Here is a 21,116-nt window from a genome sequence, read left to right on the forward strand (position 1 = left end):
CATGCCGACAACCACCGAAATCAAAACCGCCATTATCGGCTACGGCTTTTCCGCCACCACCTTCCACCTGCCGTTTATCCTGAACCTGCCCCAGTTTCGCTTTACTGCGGTAAGCACCTCGAAAGGCGAGCAGGTACGGCAGCAGTATCCTGACGTCGCCGTGTATGCGGATGCGGAAACCCTGCTGACAGAAAGCGATGCCGAGCTGGTGATCATCACCGCCCCCAACGACGCGCACTTTGCACTGGCCAAGCTCGCTCTGCAGCAGGGTAAACATGTGGTGCTGGAAAAACCGTTCGTTACCCGCGTCGAACAGGGCGAAGAGCTGATCACGCTGGCGCGGCAACAGCAGCGGGTGTTGAGCGTGTACCACAACCGCCGCAGGGACGGCGACTTCCTCACGGTGCAAAAGCTCATAGCCGATGGCCGCCTGGGCGAGGTGCGCTACTTTGAAAGCCATTTCGACCGCTTCCGCCCCGAGGTGCGCCAGCGCTGGCGCGAGTCCAATGTAGAGGGCGGCGGTATCCTGTTCGATCTGGGGCCGCATCTGCTCGACCAGGCGCTACAACTGTTTGGCCCGCCGACAGCAATCACTGCACAAGTACGCACGCTAAGACCACAGGCGGAAGTCGATGACTTTTTCCATATCACCCTGCACTACCCGGAGCGGCTGGCGATCCTGCGCAGCAGCCCCTACAGTGCCTCACCGAACCTGCGCTTCGAGGTGCAGGGCGAAACCGCGAGCTATGTAAAGCACGGCCTGGATCCGCAGGAAGACCGCCTGAAGGCCGGGAAACTACCGGTGACCGCAGATTGGGGACAGGAGGAGCCAGATCAATACGGCCAGTTATACACCGCTGACAACGTAACCCCGGTCACAACCGAAATCGGCGGCTATCAGCATTACTATCAACAGCTGGCGAGCGCCATTCTGGAGGGCGGTGAGGTCCCGGTAAGCGCGGAGCAGGCCCTGTGGAATATCCGATTGATCCACCTGGCAAAGCAAAGCAGTGCCAGCGGCCAAACAATCAAGGTGGATGAGGGTCTGTAGGCACTCACTGTGTAGATTGTGTCAGGAACAACTTGATGAATAGCCACCACCCTCCTCTGAAACTGTTTCGTTTACCGTCACTCTACGCCTTAATTTCCCTTAGACTTAACCACTCAGCCACCTAGCACGACATCGAAAAATGCCTTACGTACTGATCACCCTGGCCATAGCCGCACTGATCGTTGGCCCCCAGCTATGGGTACGGTTTGTGCTCTGGCGGCATTCAAAGGAAATTGGTGATATGCCTGGCTCGGGTGCGGAACTGGCCACACATCTGATCGAGCGCTACCAGCTTGACGGGGTGAAAGTCGTCGAGGCAAACAAGGATGAAAACTATTACTCGCCGTCAGAAAAAGTGGTGGCCCTGAGCCCGGAGGTTTACCACGGCAAGTCGGTTACCGCCGTGGCGGTGGCCGCCCATGAAGTGGGCCATGCCATGCAGTTCTGCCGAGAAGAGCCCATCTCCCGATTGAGAGACAAATATCTCACCAAGGCCCATCAGATCCAGCGTATTGGTGCGGGAATTCTTGTGTTCGCGCCCATCGTCACACTCGCGATCAAATCACCGGTAATTTTCTTGTGGATTGGTGCTATTGCGGTAATCACCATGCTCGCCTCCGTGCTGATGTACGTTGCCATACTGCCGGAAGAGTATGACGCCAGCTTTAACAAAGCACTGCCGATACTGAAGGAAGGCTACCTTCCTCAACACCTGATGAGCGCAGCACACAGTGTGTTAAAGGCGTGCGCCCTGACCTATGTAGCGGGCGCACTGCTGGATGTACTCCGATTGTGGCGCTGGATACGATTTTTCAGATAGGTGGTCTCAGTCAAACGCATCCCAGTACGGCGGATCGCCAAAATAACTACTGATAAAGTCGATAAACACCCTGAGCTTGGTGGCCAATAAATTCCTGTGCGGGTACACCGCGTAGATCCCCAGCGTCTCCGGCGCGAATTCCGGAAGAATCACGTTCAATTTACCCGCTTTGATCGCTTCACCGACGATAAAGGTCGGCTGTAATGCATAACCTTCTCCGGCGATAGCGGCCTGCATCAATATTTCGCCGTTATTGCATGAAATACTTGTTGCTGCACTCATCAACCGGTTTCTTTTCAGGGCGGTCATCAGGCGGGAGTCACCGGAGCTCGATTCCAGATAGCTGTAGCGCAGGTAGTGTTCAGGCTTCAGGTCTTCCGGAACCTGCGGTACGCCGTGCCGCTGCAGATATTCCGGCGACGCACATACCACTAGCCGTATGGGGGCCAGTCGCCTGGCAATCAGTGAAGAGCTTTTCAGTTTGCCGATACGCAGCGCTACATCAAACCCTTCTTCCACTACATCCACCTTGCGATCGTTAAGTTGCAAGTCGATGCCTACCGCCGGGTGTTCTTTTTTAAATTCCCCGATCAATGGTGCCAGGTGACGCGTGGCGAAGGTGACCGGGGCGCTGATACGCAGTAGTCCCTGGGCTTCGCTTTGCATTTCCCCCAGCTGACTTTTCATGTCCGCCAGGCTTTCCAGAATCTGCCGGGCAAACTGATAGCACTGCTCGCCCTCCTGCGTCAGATGTACGCGCCGCGTGGTGCGGTTGAACAAGCGTACCTTGAGGTGCTCTTCCAGCTGCGACACGTACTTGCTCACCAGCTGATTCGACAGCTCCAGCTTGTCCGCGGCTTTGTTAAAGCCACCCTCGTCAGCGACCGCCACAAAGGCGTTCAAAGCGTCAATTCGGTCCATAAGACGTACTCAGCCCAATTACCAACAATACGTTGATAGTAGACCAACGAAATACACGTTTATAGGTGGTATTGTTGCCATTACACTGATTTTCAAGCTGGTGAGGTCGTTAGAGAGGTTGTTACACCAGACCCAAACCCAACAACTCGGAGAACGGTTATGAATACGCAAGTGATCAACAAAGTTTTGAACTCAAACGCTGGAGTGGGCGCATTCGCATTGCGCGTACCGGTCGGCATCATCCTCGCCGCCCACGGTGCCCAGAAGCTGTTTGGCTGGTTTGGCGGCTACGGCCTCGAAGGTACCGGCCAGTGGATGGCGAGCATCGGCCTGGAGCCCGGATATCTGATGGCCCTGCTGGCGGGTAGCGCGGAATTCTTCGGCGGACTGGCGCTGGTGCTGGGCCTGTTGACCCGCCCAGCGGCGGCGGTGAGTGCCGTCACCATGCTGGTGGCGATCTTCACCGCCCATATCAGCAACGGCTTCTTTATGAGCAACAATGGTTATGAATACGCGCTGGCGCTATTCGCGGCAACTCTGGCCCTGGCCATTCAGGGTGGCGGTGCCTACGCCGTTGACAATGGTCTGAGCCAGATCGTCGCAGACGATACCAACGGGCGAGCCGAGCAACCCGCCGTACGCACGGCCTGATAGGAATGATTGGAAAACGCACCATTCGCCCCCGGCCGGGGCGAATGTCTGCATCCCCCTCCACGAAGGCGTGAAGAGAATCAGTAATGTACCAGCTCTTCCTCTTCCTCCTCGATGGCCGCCAGAGAGAGTGAAAGTCCACCGCCGGTCTTGGCACCGTCCTCTTGCCCTTCACCGTCCGACTCTACCACCTTGGGCTTCTTGCCCTCTTCGTACAGCTTGATACGCAGGCGCAGGTTGTTGGCAGAGTCCGCGTTTTTGATCGCTTCTTCGTAGCTGATACGGCCTTCCACATAGAGTTTGAACAGGGCGCCGTCAAACGTCTGCATCCCCATGTTCTCGGACTTTTCCATCATTTCCTTGATGGAGTGGAATTCGCCCTTGAGGATCAGCTCATTGATGGTCTGGGTGCCCAGCAGAATCTCCACCGCGGCACAGCGCTTGCCATCCACGGTGGGCACCAGGCGCTGGGAGACGAACGCGCGGATATTCTGCGACAGCGACATCAGCAGCTGTGGGCGGCGCTCTTCCGGGAAGAAGTTCACGATGCGGTCCAGCGCCTGGTTGGCGTTGTTGGCGTGCAAGGTGGAGATGGCCAGGTGGCCTGTCTCGGCAAAGGCGATGGCGTGCTCCATGGTCTCGCGATCACGGATCTCACCGATCAGGATCACATCCGGTGCCTGACGCAGGGTGTTCTTGAGAGCGGCGTGGAAACTGCGGGTATCCACCCCCACTTCGCGCTGGTTGATCACGCTCTTCTTGTGCCGGTGCACATATTCCACCGGATCCTCGATGGTGATGATATGGCCACCGCTGTGGGTATTGCGGTGATCGATCAGTGCCGCCAGGGAGGTGGATTTACCGGAGCCGGTACCGCCCACAAACAACACCAGGCCGCGCTTGGCCATCACCACGTCCTTCAGGATCGGCGGCAGCTTCAGGTCATCGAACTTGGGAATTTCGGTGACGATATTTCGCGCAACAATGGAGACCTGATTGCGCTGCCAGAAGATATTGATACGGAAGCGACCCACGTTGGGAATGGTCATCGCCAGGTTCATTTCCAGCTCGCGCTTGAACTCCTCACGCTGCTCCTCATCCATGATCTCCATGGCGATTTTCTCAATTTCACCGGGAGCCAGAGGCTCTTTGCCCAGCGGTTTCAGTACCCCCTGGAACTTGGCGCAGGGCGGCGCCCCGGTACTGAGGTAGAGATCAGAGCCATCGTTTTTGGCGAGTACACGGAGATAACCGGTAAAATCCATTGCTACAGTTCCTGCTGGCGCGAAAATCATCGATCGCGAAGCTTAACCAAAACTGTGAAATGCAGCAAAGAAAAACCGGACGAACTGCCAATGTACTTTCGTGCCTTTGTGAGGTGAATCCTGATATAGCAAAGGGTTTACTTACCTCAGCAGCCTGGCAGCGGCTCACGCAAAGCGGCCGTTTCCAAGCCTCAGTACAACAAGATTAGACTCGACCTTTCTTGCGAGGCCATATAAGCCCTCTCCTTGGATCCACTTCCCCTGTACCTGGGGACTCCAGATCAATCTTCGGACTATTTTTTACTCAGCTTCTGGTTTGTCATACCGAGTCTTCCTTGCTAAATTCGAACGCTCGACCTGCTTGACAGCTCCAGAACCTGCCTAACATACCCGGCACCAGGTCAAACAATTGATTTACACAGGAAGCTCGCACTAGTGCGCGAGTGTTTTACACGGAGAGTAGTATGCATTCGATAGTCTTCATGCTGGCCGGATTGTTATGTGTTGCTTTGGCGTTGATTGGGAAAAAGACGAGGCAAGCATTTATCGCCGAGTCATTTCTGGTGCGGGGTAAGGTAGTAGATATCAAGGAAGAGCGACAGAAATCCGGTGACTCAACAAACACGTTTCACTTCCCGATCATTGAATACAAAACCAGATCTACCTTCCGATTCAAGGCGGAGGTTGATGCCGATCAGCACCTTCTGAACGTGGGCGATTCCGCGGCGGTAATGGTCAGCAAGAAAAACCACAAGATCGCGAAGCTTAAAAATGGCACCAAGGAATTATATCTTTTGTTAAATGCCTTGATGGTTCTGGGGATTTCCGGATGTGTACTGTCGATCTACCTATTTGACCCGAAGGAATTCAACCTTGATTTCATCAAGGATCCGTTTACGCTGCTATTCACTGTCGCAGTAATTGGATTCCTTACCTCAAAAATGTACCCGCCCCTGAAGCTGTATTTTAATAATGGGCCACGATATTCGGAAAATGCCTACGAAGTTTCCAACATTAAAACATCGCTAGAAAATCTGGAATGACTTTATCGCATGCCAGGAACGTCACCACCCTCTACATTGCCGCCCACGCATTGATAACACAACTGGATCAATATAAAGAGGGAACCAGTGAGCTCATATCAGCGAGTCAACAAGGAAACAACGATCATGGATAAACACTGGGAGACCGGCTTCACGACGCCGTTAAAAGCAAAATTAGCGCTGTTTTTACTTTCCTTTTTCGCCGTCCTGGGATTTGGCCTTACCGGCTATAAAATGGGGAGTATTGCGCCAATCACGATTGCCGTTTTTCTCTGTGTTTTACTCTGGGGTACGGCGTTTCGTAAAAGCTGGTTTCATATAGACGAACTCCATAAGACCGTTACCATCAAGACCCGTTTTTTTCTTACCTGGCGGAAAACACTGTCCTATAGAGGCAAATTCTTAACAGAGAGCAGCTCTCGAAGCATCTCCCAGGACCATGGATCGAGAGGCTCTGGCAGCAATGAAATCTATCTGACCGAAAGACATGCCACGAAAGGAGAACTCATTTTTTCCTCCAATGTGAGTGAAGACTACTTTCGGGTAATCGAATACCTTGGCACTTATATCACGGTCAAGTGAGCAGTGGTGTAAGGTATTCACTGCTCGCCGACAGGTCGTCTCTAACCCGTTCATAATTCATTGTTCACGCGAGTGATTCGCTGTAACGCGTTGACTGCCTTATCCGTATGGGCACCCTGAGAATACTGCGGCTGATTGCCAGTCCGTTGACCTTATACGAACTGCTCAATGGTGCGAGTAAAAGCTATATCGGACGATGCGGAGAACCCGGAAGCCACAATGACCTTCAGCAACACCGGCTTATCGATTATTCCGAAAGATCAGCAACCGCCCCCCCAACCTTTGAATATCGTGTAATTACGCGAACTCTTCCGGCACGATGAGACTGACAATCTGCCAGCCCTCTTTTAGTGAAAATTCGTGAGAGGTCGTATAGATATGGATTTTTCCGTGTGGATCCAGCGCGTAGAGTCGTGTGGCGCGGCTGCCGTAGGTTTCCCTGTAATCTTCTATGGTAAAAGCTTCTGTGAGGCCAGTAGTCCTGATGGTTGCCCCCTTTGCCACTAGACTGGCCAGGCGACTATAGGTAGCGTTTCCTGAAAACAGCTCCAGCCTTTTTGCGTATTCTTCCGACACCTGGTGACTGGCTCGCCCTTCCGAAGCGCCATGACTCAACCCCAGCACGGTACCTTTCCCCAGCAAATGTTCGAAGTGGTAGGTCACCAGAGGATTGAGCTGTTTGTAAGGTGACAACACCAGAACCTTGCCTACGGTGGAGAGATCCATGGTCAGGCTCGCATGCTCCGAAATTGGATTACCGTAGTAAGTGGGGATATTTGCCATCCGCGCTTCGCGGATGGCATCCCAGTTGGTATCGGCAATTCTGACCGGAACGCCCTTATCCATCAGATCTTTTGCCAACAAACGCGCGAACTTGCCGCCGCCAAAAAGCAGGTAACCATTTGGATAGGGCGCGCGGACACCCAGTATCTTGGCAATGGTTTTGGAGGTCAGACTTTGCAGGACCACGGTCGCGATGATCACCAGAAACACCATCGGCACCAGCAACTCGGATTTTGGCAACCCCAGGGTATCCAGTTTCAGCGCAAACAGGGCGGATACCGCAGCGGCAACAATACCCCGCGGGGCGATCCAGCTGAGCATCGCCAGTTCGCGCCAACTCAGACCGGACCCGGGTGACGACAGAAACACCGATAGTGGTCGGGCGACAAACATGATGGCCGCCAATACGATGACCGCGCCCCACCCCAACTGGGTAATCGTGAAAAATTCCAGCCGCGCGGCAAGCAGGATAAATAGCGCGGAAATCAGCAGTACGCTGAGGGTCTCCTTGAATTCGAGAATGTCGTCGACATTCAGGTTTTTCATATTGGCCATCCAGATTCCCATTACGGTAACCGTGAGCAGGCCGGATTCGTGGGTCATCAGGTTGGATGCGGCATAGGCGCCCAGCATCAGAGTAAGCACCGCGGTATTGCGCAGGTAGTGGGGTATCCAATTGTTTCTGAGCAAGGTGCCGAGAAAATAACCCATCAATGACCCCACCCCGAATCCGATTACCACCACCTTGAGGAAGGTCACCAGTGCGTGCTCAAAGGCCGCGTGGGATGCGACGATGTACTCGTAAACCAGCACGGCCAGCAGTGCGCCGATGGGGTCAATAACAATGCCCTCCCAGCGCAGGATGTTGGAGATCCGGGTATTCGGCCGCACTGAACGCAGCATCGGTACGATGACCGTAGGCCCGGTAACGGTGACGATGGCGCCAAACAATGCGGCCAGGTGTATTGGCATACCGAGGGCATAGTGCGCCGTGGGCGTGGCGATCAGCCAGGTTATCAATGCCCCCAGCGTACACAGGTTACGCACCATGGTGCCGTGCCCGGCGATGTCGGAAAACTTGAGGGTCAGCGCCCCCTCAAACAGGATGATAGCGACCGCCAGCGAAACCAGCGGAAAAAACAGGTCGCCGAACAGAACATCGGGGTCGAGCACTCCCGTCACAGGTCCAAGCACAAGGCCCGCCACCAAAAGGGGCAAAATGGCCGGCAGCTTGAGCATATACGCCAGATACTGACACGCGATCGAGACAATCCCCACCATTACCAGCAGGGCCATTGGATTCGAAAGGATTTGTTCCATGGGGAAAGATCAGCCGATTGCAGCAAGTACCTGAGTGCACAAGTATAACTTAGTGAATAGGGCCGAATACCCGATGCGTCGAAGATGAGCTCGGGAATGAAACTCGGAATGCACTCTGTACGCGCACTAGATGCCGAAGAGAAATTGAGGCGGGTTTGGCAGAAATTGCCCATCATGTGCCTGGTCGTGCCAATGCGAGTTGCACGGCACGACGGCGTCGATACCAGTCAGAGTGAACCAATAAATATCAGATGCTTATTCTTTCACGCCTGACTCTGCCACCCGCACCAGATCGAGGTCGTGAAAATCAAATGAAAAATCGGTCGCCGGAGAAACCGCTTTCATTCGAATTCGCTCGACGCCGCCTTCCGGTGTCAGAGTGAAGGAAACATAGGCATCCGCATTCAGGCTGCGGGTCTCCCAGCGGGCAATAAACGTATTGAACTGGAAGTGTTCCAGGGGACCACTAAGCAACTTGCTGCGACCGGAGCTGAACCACAGTTCTCCATCGACATTTTTGCCGATGCTGATGTCGCCGTACCAGGGATCTCGGTAAGTTCCTACGTACGCATCCAGCGGCAAGCTCGGGGCACTGTCGCGCACCCGGGATGATTCCGCTTCGGCAACAACGGAGGCCGCGTGCTCGCGCTTGCCGTTCACCACTTCATCGATAATGGCGATCCAGTCTTTGCCATATTCCTGTGTACTTCCGCTCAAAAACTGGTCGAGAATATCGTTAACCACCGCCAGCGGCGCCGCTGTCATGGCATTGTTACTGGCGAATACCGCCAGCCCCTGCTTTGGCATCAGTGCGATATAACTGGTCATTCCCCAAAGGCCACCGCTGTGTGTGTAAATGGGCTGGCCGTAGAACGTCGATACATTCCAGCCCAGCGCATAGGCACTGAGGAAGGCTCCAGAGTGCTCGGCCAGATAACCGCGCGGTGTAGTGATCGTCACCGGTTTGAAAAGCTCCGCCACCTGTTCTGAACTCAACAACTGCTTTCCATCGGATGCCACCCCGTTATTCAACAGAAAGTTCATCCACGCCGTCATGGATTCGGCGCTACAGTTGATCCCCCCCGCTGCCGCCGTCAGTTCCGACTCCATTGATGCCGTCGTCTCGAACTTGCCTTCCCGATACAGGTGCGGTGTCGCCTTGCTGGTCCGTTTCGCGGTACGTGACAGGGATGCCCGACAATCTTTCATACCTAACGGGAACAGCAACCGCTGTTCGACAAACTGTTCGAACGGTATACCGGAAACCCGACTGACAACTTCGCCGGCAACGATATACAGCAGATTGTCGTAGTCATACCCGGAGCGAAAGCTCGATTTGGGTTTAAGGTGCCGCATTGCCCGCACGACATCAGCACTGGTGGATTCCGCCTCGGGAAAAATCAGCAGGTCGCCAGCCCCCAACGGCAGGCCGCTGCGATGGGTAACCAGATCGCGAACGGTAAACTCCCGGGTGACCCAGGGATCGTACATCTGGAACTCGGGTAGATAATCGATGACCGGTGTATCCCAGCCCAATTTGCCATCATCTACCAGTATGGCAAGCGCGGCATTGGTGAAGGCTTTACTGACGGAAGCGATCTGAAATAACGTCTGCTCCGTAACAGCCCCGCGCTTGCCGACCTCGGTAACACCGTGTCCCTCGGAGTAATAGAGCTTGCCGTCATAGACGACGGAAACTGCCATACCCGGAGCGTGAAAAATTTCCATAGCCCGGACCACCGAGCGGTCGATCGCCGCTGGTGCCGGCGTACTGGCATAAGCCATCGTTGCCGCCATACTCAGCAGAGCACCAGTGAAAATTCCCAAAGTGCGGTAGCGCCAACCTGTGCCCGATCCATTTTCAGTACTCTGATTCCGGGCAGGCAATTTTAAAGAAATATACGGCATGAGCTGCTCCACAGACGCGGCCGATCGGGCGTGTCTTTATCAATTATTTTTCTGGATATATACGGATAAAAATTTTCTTCAGGCCATTTCTGCCGCAGGCGCAACCTCGGCGGTCAGCTGTTCGAGAATGGGTTCAACCCCGTCAACCAGAGGATCCACACAGGGTAACCGGAGTTCCCGCTCCAGTTGTCGTAGATACTCTTCGCGCTCGGCCGATCGCAGACCTGACGTATTTACACTGACACCCACACAACGGATACCGGGATTGGTCAGCTCCCCGATAGATACAATTCGCTGGATGATTTGTGCAATACCTGCCAATGGCACCTCCGGCCAGCCGGCGATGTGAGTGCGGCCGGCTTCATGACAGACCACAAACGCATCCGGCTGCGAACCCATCAACAGCCCCATACTCACGGCACCGTAGGCCGGATGGGTAATGGCACCCTGCCCTTCGATCACATCCCAGTGCTCGGGTGTATTTTCCGGGGAAAGTAATTCGGCAGCACCGGAAAGAAAATCCGAGACAACAGAGTCCATGGGGATACCCCGCCCGGATATCATGATGCCGGTCTGGCCGCTGGCCCGAAAATCCGCGTCCATTCCCCGCTGTTTCATTGCCGCGTGCAGGGCCAGTGCGGTGTACTTCTTGCCAACCGCGCAGTCTGTACCAACGGTCAGCAGGCGTTTGCCTGTGCGCCTTTTACCGCTACCCACCGGCAGTGCCGCGGGAGGTACACGGACATCGACCAGCTTCGCACCGGAACGTTTTGCCGCGGCCGCGAGATGCGGAATTTCCTGCAGGCGCCCGTGCGCGCCGGAAACAATATCAAGCCCCGCCTCTGCCGCCTGAACAAGCGTGTCCAGCCACGAGGTCGGAACCACGCCACCTACGGTGGCGGTACCGATAATCAGCGAACCTACGCCCGCGTTTGCGGCTTCCTCAATCGTCATCGGCGGCAACCCGAGATCCACACTTCCACCCGCCAGAGTCAGTTGCCCCGCGCATAGCTCCGGTCGCCACTGCGCCAAGCCGGCCCCCGTCTTGGCGTAGGTCAGTTCGGTGACATCTCCGAGAAAAATCAGATACGGCGATTTCAAGGTAATCAGGTTCACGGTTGGCCAGTCTCCTGTAAATCAAGGGGCTGAAACGGGTCGGCTTCAGCTTGTGCGACGCTTGGGCGGTTCACAATTTTCCAAACGCCCAGAGTCATGAGTGGCAGAATGAATATGGTGAGAAACACCAGGGTCAAAGCCCCATAGCCCTGAGCAATCAGGTCCACAATACCGAAGCGTTCTGCGGCAAATATGGAAATACCGAGCAACAGCACAGCAACCGCGGCCCGCTGGTAAGAGGGCATTTCGCGCTGGCTTTCCTGACGTAAACCCGCGAGACGCTCGTTCACTGCATGCAATAACGCCGTGCCCGTCTCAATAAATGTTCCGAATACGACGACCTGAAAAATCACCTCAAGCCAGCCGACATTCAGTAGCGACATCAAATACGTGGCCGGCACCGCCTGTTCCCCAATTTCAGGGTAGGCCGCCATCATCGCGACGAAAAAACTCATCGCCGGAATGATTGCCAGTACACCAGCCATCAATCCTGCACCTACCGCCTCACGGCGGCGGCTAAGGCCTGATATCGCAAACAGTACCGCAGGCAGAACCGCCAGGTTATAGCCACTGTACAGTACACCACTTTGCAACCAGCCACTGCCAGTATCGGCTTCGCGGTAGGTTTGCGTGATGTCGCTGCCAAAACTCCTGAACGCCAGTACGAACATCAACCCGTACACCAGGTACAACAGGAAGGACCATCCGGCCAACGCGCGCTTGATTGTCTCGGAGCCGAAAAAAAGCAATAACACGATAGCCGACATCAGCAGCAGGGTTCCGGCCAGCGACGGAACCCCGAATGTCTGTTCCACCAGCTGCCCGGCAGCGGAACCGATGACCGATAAGGTGAGTAGCAGCTGAATACAGAATGCCAGTTCAAAGATCCCCCAATAGGACCCCAGCAGCTTCTGACAGAAATGACGATAGTCAAACGCGCGAAATACCCGCGCAAATTCAAAACCGATCGCCAGCACTACGCCGAAAACGACACCGGCAGTGAGCAGCCCCAACAAGCCACCGACAGGCCCGCTGGCGAAAAAAAAGGCGATCAGCTCACGGCCGGTCGCATAGCCCCCGCCGATAACCACAGACTGAAAGATAAGCCCCGGAAGTAGATAATTTCTGTACCAGTTCATCGAGGCGCTCGCTTTGCTTTGGTAGTTGAGATTTCTGTGTTCAGACTACTGTCTACGAATGTCAGTCAACAGGCTCTCAAGCGCACACTCCCTGCACGTCACAAATTCCTGACGGGAAGACCGGGCATAGCCCGGGTATCGAGCACACCCTTGTCCACGAGTATTTCGCCGTTGACGAGTACATAATCAAACCCCACCGAAGTGCTGGCAGGCTTTATATAAGTCGCTCGATCGTCGATTTCGTCGAGATCAAAAATAACGATATCGGCATCGGCGCCCACTTCGATGCGTCCCTTGTGACGCATCTGGGGAACTGACTCCTGCAAAATCTTTGCCGGCCCGTAGCTCACACGTTCAACGGCCTGCAATAGCGAGAGCTGCTGGGTATCGCGGACATAGTGACGGATAAACCGCGCATAGGTGCCGGCGCTCCGCGGATGACTCCAGGCGTCGTCGGGTAACGGCCAGGTGTCCTGAGGCAGCAGCTCGCCCTCTTTCAGCCAGTCGCCGCCGTCGGTGGCAATGACACCGCCGGGGAACAACAATGCCTGATCGAGTAATGCCTGATCCTCTTTCACCGAGGTATCCAGCAGGTGCACGACAATACTGGTACCGGGAGCCTCTTCCTGCAGTCTGGCAAATTCCTTCTCGGACAGACGCGCACCATTCATATCGAAGTTGTGCGCCGAGATATTACCCACCCGTGCACGCCAGTTTTCTGCACGGAACATCGCCGCACCGATATTCGTGGCACCGGCGCCATAAGGGTAGGCCTCTGTGGACAGTGCGACGCCTGCGTTCTGGGCATTGGCAATCATCTTGCTGATGGGCCCTATATCTCTCAGGCTTATGGAGTTCATATGCACTATATGTGCGTGAGCACCGGTACCTGCGGCCGCCGCGATGATCTCGGCCATGGCTTCAAATGAGCTGTTGGGCTCAAGCATGGATAAAAAACGGGCGTGAGTGTAGGTGGGCATATTGCTCGCCGCCGCGAGCTCGGTCATATGAAAATATTCTTTACGCCCTGCACCCGGTGCATATCCAAGTAGAAAGCCAATTCCCAGGCCGCCCTCTTCCAGCCCGGTACTGACCCGGCCGGAAATACGCTGGAGCTGCTCCGGGGTCGAGATACTGTTCTGCCAATCCGGATTGGCGAAATTATTTTCGAACCAGTGTGGATCGTCCGCCGGTGGATCACCGATAAACTCTGCCATGCGTGCGTTCGCCCAGTTTACCGAAGCACCGTAATTGATCGGCCGACCTTCACTACCCAGCCGCTGGTACCATGCGGCAACCGGCCACACCCCGGACTCAAGTTCAAGCGCCGTGGTGACCCCGTCCAGCGCCTGTACGCGATTACTGAGAATCGTCTGGCCGTGAGCATGCATATCGATAAAGCCGGGGCTGACCACCCGGCCTTCAGCATCAATCACTCGTTTCGCGCGGATGGCTTCGCTGCCGATAAACTGAATCTTGCCGTCGCCAACACCGATATTCAGTACCGCATCGGTACCACTCTTGGGGTCAATCACCCGACCACCGATAATCGCAAGATCCAGGTCTTGTGGTTGGGCAACCACCTCCGTGACGCCCGCAACCACGGCTATCACACCGGTGATGGTACCCACAAGAATCTTACGGAAAAAGGTGCTGTCTCTTTTCATCGTTATACGCTCCAGGTCCAGCCTCTATCCCCACAACTCTGCACTGGGTGGTGAGAGTTTTCCCCAGTCGCAGGTAATTGGCGGTTCCCGATCCTTTTTCAGATAAAACGCTCCGTCAAGGTCCACAAACTTGCACAATTGCGCCACCACATAACCCGGAGCCATGGCCAGGGAAGTTCCCACCATATTACCCACCATAAGATCCAGTCCGCGCTCCTGAGCTTTTTTTGCCAGCGCCAGGGCTTCTGTCAGACCGCCGGTTTTATCCAGTTTGATATTAATTACCTGGTAGCGGCGGGCAGCCTGGTCAAATTCACTGGTATCCAGACAGGATTCATCAGCGCACAATGGCAGCGGGCACTGATAACCTTCCAGCGCTTCATCTCCTCCCCGTGGCAACGGCTGTTCGATCATACTCACGCCCAGCTGCTTGAACTTTGGTGCGAGCTCCTGCAACTGCTCGAAAGTCCAGCCCTGGTTGACGTCGACGATAATCTCCGCATCCGGGCGAGCAGAACGGATGGCCGTCATCCGCTCCAGGGCCAATTCACCATCGAGTTTTACCTTGATCTTACTGCTTGCGATGTCCCGCGCCTTCTCCGCCATCGTTTCCGGGGTTCCCAGACCTACGGTAAAGAAACTGTGGGTTTCCGCCGGCTCAATGCCGGTGAGATCCCAGATTTTCTTTTTCTCCAGCTTCGCCTCGAGATCCCAGAGCGCGCAGTCAATAGCATTGCGCGCCCCCCCGGCGGGTAACAGTTCGTACAGTTGCTGCCGACTTAAACCGCTGGTCAGCGCCTCCCTGACGGACTCGGCTTGCGCGAGAATGCTGCTGCCGGTTTCATCCAGGTAATACACGCCGGAGGCTTCTCCGTTTCCCGTTACCCCGTTTTCGGAAATACACACGTGCAGAATTTCGACATTGGTAAATACATGTCCGGTAATTTTGAACGGAGATTCAAGCTCCCAGGATTCCACCAACAAGCTGACTTCGCGTTTTTTGTTCATATCGCTTCCTGTTTTATTGTCAGGTGAGCCACCGGGTGGCTCACCTTTATCGATTGCATTACCTGCGCCGTGAATACATCGGCGCGACATTCGGTTACAGGAAGTGGTAGCCGAGCATATTCCAGTAGTAGTAGAACCAGGTCATAAACACTGCACCCAGTGTTACCGCTGTGAAACGCACACGCGGCAGTACACCGTTGAACACACCTTGCTGCCACACGCCGATATTGCGATATACCAGGTAGGCGGTCAGCAGACTGGCGACGATTGGCAGAATCAGCCACAGCTTCAGAGAAAGCGGCACACCTTCAAACAGGTTTTCCATCACAGTGGCCAGAACCACGGCACCTATCACCAGCACCGCAAGGTGTGCCGCGGCGGCATATACCGCCGCCCTGGTTGCAGATTTTTCCGCTGCGGGCATGGTACGCACAGTGCGACGCTGGTAGTAACGACGCAGCAGTACCGCGATGAAAATCAGCACGGACAACGCCAGCAGGGCAAAGTTGAACGTTGAAGTGTCATAGAACGGCAGCTTGCGCAGTGACATGAATGGGAAACCATCCATCACGAAGCCGGTAATTTCACCCTGGTCGTTTTCCTGGAACGCGAGCAGTTCAGGATTGATACCGCTGGCCAGGGTAGTGCTGGAATCCAGCGCACGGAACAGGTTGGTGTCCACCTCGACGTATTGCTTGGCCTTGTCCGCCATCGCCACCATCAGTGTATTGTCACCGGTAGGTGCCACTTCAATAGCGCCACTCAAGCCGAGGACTTTTTCAAAGTTGTTAAAGTTGGAGCGCCAGAAGCCGTAGCTGCCGGCATACTTGCCTGAGCGCTCGGCGAAATCCTGCGGAGCCGCAGGTACAGTGCTTTCCGCGCGGGAAACAAATTCCTCATACAGGGTTGGGGCAAATGCGGAGCGCGGCACACGACCGCCTGCGCCGGAGAAAGAAACGAAGAAAGCCAGACCATTTTCGCGGTCAATACCCAGTTGTGAGTGGAACCACTGGAGGTCGCCACCGTGTCCCCACACTTCGTGGCCAGCCAGGTCATTCGCGTAGAAACCAAGTCCCATGCCGAGAAGGCGATCATCGTGCGAGAATTGCTTACTCAGCATCTGATCAACGGTTTCTTCTTTAAGTATGCGATTTCCGTCCAGCTCCCCGCCATTCAGAATAGCCTGGGCAAAACGAAGCATATCCGTACCACTGGAAGACAGGCTGCCGGCAGGACCGAAGTTGCTGACCAGTTCAAACGGCTTTTCCACAAACTTGCCCGCCTCAACCGCATAACTTTTCGCCATTTGTGGTTTAAGGCGCTCGGGTAGAGGCTCTTCGAATGTAGAGTTATTCATTCCCAGCGGCTGGAAAATATTCTGCTCAATATATTGATTGAACGGTACGCCGGACACATTCTGCACAATCAGTCCTGCCAGGGCGGTCGCGTAATTGGAATACGCAGTCTGGGCACCAGGCGGGTTGACCCGCCCGAGCTGTAGCCGCGCCATCGCCTCATCCAGGGGAAGAATATTATCGGGGCTCTGCAGAATCAGATACGCCAGAGCACCCTCTTCAAAACCCGCGGTATGGGTAAAGATGTGGCGCAGGGTGATGGGCTGATCGTAGGTTTCCTTGATTTTGAATGTCTTCAGATACTGATTGACATCGGTATCCAGCTCCAGCCGGCCCTGCTCTACCTGCTGCATCACGGCGACCCAGGTAAACAGCTTGGAGACTGAACCGGGGCGAAACAGGGTTTTTTCCGGATTTACCGCCAAGCGGTTTTCGATGTCCTGATAGCCATACCCTTTGGCCACCAGGAGATTTCCATCTTTGGCGACCGCAACCACACCGGAAGGGCTGTCGTGGTTCAACATCAGAGGATTAACCAATCCATCCACGAACGCTTCGACCCGGATCGGGTCATCGAGCGAAGACGCTGTTGCGGTGCCGATGGAAAGAAGCAAAGCGGAAAACCAGCTGAGCAGTTTGAGCGAGACTCTTTTCATTATGAAGGTTCCGGTTTGTACATTGGTTTTATTGTTGCTCGATCATATATTTGACACCCTCTTGCCTGTTAGGCCAAGACGCCAGCATAATGTGCAGATTCGGCAGTTTTGCAGTATCACCGGCAATGCACGATCAATACACTCCATGATCCATGTGAGTTGAGATTGACTGTATGTTGGGAGATTGAGGCGTACCTGACAGATGCTTTACGGAGACGAGTACTACATTGAGGTTCCCCCCGGTCTTGAGCTGGAAGATACACCCACCTCACGGCTGGAACAGATGTTCAGCGATGCGCAACAGCTCACCCGGTTCAGTACCACTCCAGACCACCACGCGATACACGACCTGGGCTCAGAGCGCTTTGATGGCCTGCTGAGTTACCGGATCAATAAAGATCGCCTGATCGATATCAACGAAGTCATCCCTCGCGCCCGCCTGGTGGTCCGCAACGAGGTAGCCGATATCATCTCTTTTCAGTTTGTGTCCACGGTCAAACGTTCCGAATATCTCGGCGGGCACAAACATGTACACAATCTAGGGCCGGCGCTGATCGTCTCGGTAATCCCGGAAAGAGAAGTCACCTATCGCCTGCCCACCCCCAATGTCCAGATCCGACACGTGGTGGTCCACGCAACACTGTCCAACCTGCTGGAACAAGCGGGAGAAGACCCTGCCACTTATCCGCACTGGTTGCGCCAATGTATTAATGGCGACGATAGCAAGCCACGCCAGCGAGTATTCTTTCTCGAAGACGTACAGCGAGATTCCATCTGGTCGTGTTTTCACATTCCCGTTTCCGGAACTCTGCTGAAGCACTGGATTTCCGCGAAATTTGACGAGCTGCTGTGTGTTGGTTTACAGATTCTGAAAACCAGTGGCAGCCAGATGCAGACGCCCGTCGTCGATACAGATCTCCCTTACAGCAAAAAAATTCACCGTGCCCGCACTATTCTCAGCATGGAATATGCCAACCCGCCACCGCTGCCCAAGCTTGCACAACAACTGGGCATTTCCGAAACGCGATTGAAGAGTGGCTTCAAATCAATGTTCGGAAACACCATCATGCAATACTGTATTCACCAGCGTATTGAAGCGGCAAAGCTGCTGCTGGCAGACAATCGACTGTCCATTGCTGAAATTGGAAATATAGTGGGATACGAAGATCACTCGGCTTTTTCCCGCGCGTTTCGTCGTGGCTGTGGACAGACGCCAAAGGGATGGCGACAGGCTGCACAGGGATTGGGCAACCCCACGCCGTGAAATGGTGCGCTATGCCGATTCGATATGTACTGCTCAGAGCGCTACCGGATCTGCATAGCATTTGGTCGAATCGGACTAATTCCCCAGTGAAAGTAACGGCTAAGATCCTTGCGGGAGGTACCCAAAAAATGTGGTTCTCCAGAGGAGCCACTCCGCATAAAAAATCCAACCGGGGGGTCGTGGCAAAAATGCCCAGTTCAATTTCATTCAAAGTGGCAAGCCTGTATTCAGGCATCATGCTTGCCAGTGGGATCGGTTACAGCGCGACCGCGTCTTCCGTCGAAGCCGCCAGCAGGGTCGTAGAAGAAGTCATCGTTACCGCACAAAAGCGCAACCAGGCACTTTCGGATATCCCCATGTCGGTGAGTGTGCTCGGCGGGGAAGAGCTGGAGAGACAGCAAGCCACCAATTTTGAAGATCTGGTAAACAAGATTCCCGGATTTAGTGTAACCGGCAATACCGCCGGTATTTCCCGAATTACGTTGCGCGGTATCAATACCGGCGGCGTGGCCTCAACCGTTGCGGTTTATGTTGACGATGTGCCCTTCGGCTCCAGCAGCGGCCTGGCCAACGGTTCCATTCTGGCGGGAGATTTTGATACGTTCGACATGGCCCGCGTAGAAGTATTGCGCGGCCCACAGGGCACCCTTTACGGCGCCAGCTCTCTTGGCGGGGTACTCAAGTATGTGCCGAACGCCCCCACCACTGAACGCTTCGAAACCCGTTTCCGCACAACTCTGGAAAGTGTAAATGAGGGAGGCCTTGGCAACGCCACAACCGGCGTCGTCAACCTACCGATCAGCGAGCATCTGGCCATCCGCGCCAGTGGCTTCTACCGCGAAGATGCCGGGTATATCGATTCCATTGGCAACAATCCGATTCCCAGTATGACTGACCCGGACGCCAATATTTTCGAGGGCACTCAGGTCGAGGAAGACATCAACTCCGTGGAAAGTTACGGCGGACGAATCGCCGCCCTGTACGAGCCCTCGGAAGCCTTCTCCCTGAATGTGCTGGCGATGCTGCAAAAAATTGATACGGGCTCATCCAATATAGTCGACGCAGATCCCGCAACCCTCAAACCTCTCCACGACAGCCCCATCAAATCCCGCTACCACGACGACTTTTCCAATATCGAATATCAGGTGTACAGCGCTACCGCAAAATGGCATTTTGACGCGGTCACACTGGAATCCATTACCAGCTACGGTACCTTCGAGCAGAATTACCAGGACGACCTCGCGGCGGCGGAACTGGTGCCCGGTACCTACCTTTCCTCACTCCTGACGTTCTTGCTCGAGGTGGATCCGGCCACCATGCCGCTCAGTGTGGTGCAGGAACAGACCACCGCTACCGACAAGTTTTCCCAGGAGCTGCGCCTGCTGTCCCAGGACAACGACACACTGGAGTGGATGACCGGTGTGTACTACACCAAAGAAGATTCCGGTATCGATCCGCAGGTATTCACCCCCATCAATACCCTTACCGGCGAGGTTGCCGTGGGTATACCCACCGTTGCGGAACTCACCCTTCCCTCGACCTTTGAAGAAATGGCCGTGTTTGCCAACGGCACCTGGTATATCACCCCCAGTTTCGAACTCGATTTTGGCGCACGCGCCAGTAGAAACGAACAGTCAGCCAGTCAGGTTCAGGACGGTTTTCTTGTCGGCGGTGCGCTTGCCTACGACGAGACCAACTCCTCGGAAAGCCCCTTTACCTATTCACTCTCCCCCCGCTACGAATTCAGTGATTACACCTCGGTATACGCGCGCGTTGCGACCGGCTACCGTCCCGGCGGCCCCAATATACTGCCGCCCGGCGTACCGGCAGACACCCCCAGAACCTATGATTCCGACACCCTCACCAGCTATGAGATCGGCGTAAAAACCGGTAGCGAAGACGGCAGGCTCGCCCTGGATCTGACCGCGTTCTACCTGGATTGGGATGACATTCAGCTGTACGCGCTGGTGAACAACTTCGGGGTTAACGGCAATGGCGGCACCGCGGTAAGCCGGGGATTCGAATTCACCGCCAGCTTCCTGCCTGTCGACGGCCTCAACCTGTCACTGAACGGCGCCTATACCGATGCCTACCTGACAGCAGACACAGATCCACTGGTCGGCGGTCTCGATGGCGATCCACTGACCTTCGTGCCTGAGTGGAGCTTTGGTCTCAACGGTAGCTACGAATGGGATATTTCCTCGGATATCGCAGCCTATATCGGTGGCGACCTGGGTTACACCGGCGAGCGTCCCGCCGGCTTTTCCAACCGGGATACGGAGGGTAACCTGCGTATCGCGGACAGCTACACCATGGTAAACCTGCGCAGTGGTGTCGATATAGGTCGCTGGACCATTGAACTGTATGGAAAAAACCTCGGCAACGAGATCGGTATTACGGCCATTGAATCGGAAGGCTCACTACCCAACGGCGCTGTAGGCCTTGGAATGCTTCGCCCCAGAACTCTGGGTGTGTCAGTGGGCGCGCAATTCTGATTTTCATCCAGACCTTGAACCGGCGCCCCTCGTGCAATCCATGAGGGGCGCCGGCTCTTCAATACCATTACC

At 55.0% G+C, this 21,116-nt stretch carries 16 protein-coding genes; 7 read left to right on the forward strand and 9 right to left on the reverse strand.

The window, feature by feature from the left end:
• Position 1 precedes the first annotated feature (1 nt).
• Positions 2 to 1,051, forward strand: a complete 1,050-nt coding sequence (locus tag PVT68_RS06150) for an oxidoreductase (RefSeq protein ID WP_280321796.1) — start codon at positions 2 to 4, stop codon at positions 1,049 to 1,051.
• Between the two features lie 139 nt (positions 1,052 to 1,190).
• Entirely contained in the window at positions 1,191 to 1,871 is a 681-nt protein-coding gene (locus PVT68_RS06155) for a zinc metallopeptidase (RefSeq protein WP_280321797.1), read from the forward strand.
• 6 nt (positions 1,872 to 1,877) lie between these two features.
• On the opposite strand, the gene PVT68_RS06160 is transcribed toward PVT68_RS06155, so the two are convergent.
• Positions 1,878 to 2,792, reverse strand: coding sequence for a LysR family transcriptional regulator (locus tag PVT68_RS06160; protein ID WP_280321798.1), 915 nt, complete (start codon positions 2,790 to 2,792; stop codon positions 1,878 to 1,880).
• 159 nt (positions 2,793 to 2,951) lie between these two features.
• Here PVT68_RS06160 and PVT68_RS06165 point away from each other — a divergent pair, with 159 nt between their 5' ends.
• Positions 2,952 to 3,443, forward strand: coding sequence for a DoxX family protein (locus PVT68_RS06165; protein WP_280321799.1), 492 nt, complete (start codon positions 2,952 to 2,954; stop codon positions 3,441 to 3,443).
• Between the two features lie 80 nt (positions 3,444 to 3,523).
• Here PVT68_RS06165 and PVT68_RS06170 read toward each other — a convergent pair whose 3' ends face one another.
• On the reverse strand, positions 3,524 to 4,708 hold the full coding sequence (locus PVT68_RS06170; protein WP_280321801.1) for a PilT/PilU family type 4a pilus ATPase: 1,185 nt from the start codon (positions 4,706 to 4,708) through the stop codon (positions 3,524 to 3,526).
• Between the two features lie 464 nt (positions 4,709 to 5,172).
• On the opposite strand from PVT68_RS06170, the gene PVT68_RS06175 reads away from it, so the two are divergent.
• A complete protein-coding gene (locus PVT68_RS06175; RefSeq protein ID WP_280321803.1) occupies positions 5,173 to 5,751 on the forward strand; it encodes a DUF3592 domain-containing protein in 579 nt (192 codons plus the stop codon).
• 126 nt (positions 5,752 to 5,877) lie between these two features.
• Positions 5,878 to 6,333 carry a hypothetical protein gene (locus tag PVT68_RS06180; RefSeq protein WP_280321805.1) on the forward strand — a complete coding sequence of 152 codons (456 nt, stop codon included), beginning with the start codon at positions 5,878 to 5,880 and terminating at the stop codon, positions 6,331 to 6,333.
• Between the two features lie 297 nt (positions 6,334 to 6,630).
• Here PVT68_RS06180 and PVT68_RS06185 read toward each other — a convergent pair whose 3' ends face one another.
• From PVT68_RS06185 to PVT68_RS06215, 7 genes are all read right to left on the reverse strand, one after another.
• Complete coding sequence (locus PVT68_RS06185; RefSeq protein ID WP_280321806.1) at positions 6,631 to 8,436, reverse strand: cation:proton antiporter; 1,806 nt, start codon at positions 8,434 to 8,436, stop codon at positions 6,631 to 6,633.
• Between the two features lie 255 nt (positions 8,437 to 8,691).
• Positions 8,692 to 10,233 (reverse strand): serine hydrolase, encoded by a 1,542-nt coding sequence (locus PVT68_RS06190; protein WP_280321807.1) that lies wholly within the window; start codon positions 10,231 to 10,233, stop codon positions 8,692 to 8,694.
• Between the two features lie 189 nt (positions 10,234 to 10,422).
• Positions 10,423 to 11,460, reverse strand: coding sequence for a DUF1611 domain-containing protein (locus PVT68_RS06195; protein WP_280321808.1), 1,038 nt, complete (start codon positions 11,458 to 11,460; stop codon positions 10,423 to 10,425).
• Positions 11,457 to 12,599 carry a YkvI family membrane protein gene (locus PVT68_RS06200; RefSeq protein WP_280321809.1) on the reverse strand — a complete coding sequence of 381 codons (1,143 nt, stop codon included), beginning with the start codon at positions 12,597 to 12,599 and terminating at the stop codon, positions 11,457 to 11,459. The genes PVT68_RS06195 and PVT68_RS06200 overlap by 4 nt, the downstream gene beginning before the upstream one ends.
• Positions 12,600 to 12,697: 98 nt before the next feature.
• Positions 12,698 to 14,266: an amidohydrolase family protein gene (locus PVT68_RS06205; RefSeq protein WP_280321810.1), complete on the reverse strand. Its 1,569-nt coding sequence runs from the start codon at positions 14,264 to 14,266 to the stop codon at positions 12,698 to 12,700.
• A 24-nt stretch (positions 14,267 to 14,290) separates the two neighbouring features.
• Entirely contained in the window at positions 14,291 to 15,274 is a 984-nt protein-coding gene (gene dgcA, locus PVT68_RS06210; RefSeq protein ID WP_280321811.1) for an N-acetyl-D-Glu racemase DgcA, read from the reverse strand.
• A 94-nt stretch (positions 15,275 to 15,368) separates the two neighbouring features.
• A complete protein-coding gene (locus tag PVT68_RS06215) occupies positions 15,369 to 17,285 on the reverse strand; it encodes a serine hydrolase domain-containing protein (RefSeq protein ID WP_280321812.1) in 1,917 nt (638 codons plus the stop codon).
• A 202-nt stretch (positions 17,286 to 17,487) separates the two neighbouring features.
• Here PVT68_RS06215 and PVT68_RS06220 point away from each other — a divergent pair, with 202 nt between their 5' ends.
• Both PVT68_RS06220 and PVT68_RS06225 read left to right on the forward strand, forming a co-directional pair.
• Positions 17,488 to 18,549: a helix-turn-helix domain-containing protein gene (locus PVT68_RS06220; RefSeq protein WP_280321813.1), complete on the forward strand. Its 1,062-nt coding sequence runs from the start codon at positions 17,488 to 17,490 to the stop codon at positions 18,547 to 18,549.
• Between the two features lie 188 nt (positions 18,550 to 18,737).
• Entirely contained in the window at positions 18,738 to 21,044 is a 2,307-nt protein-coding gene (locus tag PVT68_RS06225; protein ID WP_280321815.1) for a TonB-dependent receptor, read from the forward strand.
• The last annotated feature ends 72 nt before the right edge of the window (positions 21,045 to 21,116 follow it).

Origin of the sequence: Microbulbifer bruguierae (assembly GCF_029869925.1) — a bacterium.
GTDB classification, from domain to species: Bacteria; Pseudomonadota; Gammaproteobacteria; order Pseudomonadales; family Cellvibrionaceae; genus Microbulbifer; species Microbulbifer bruguierae.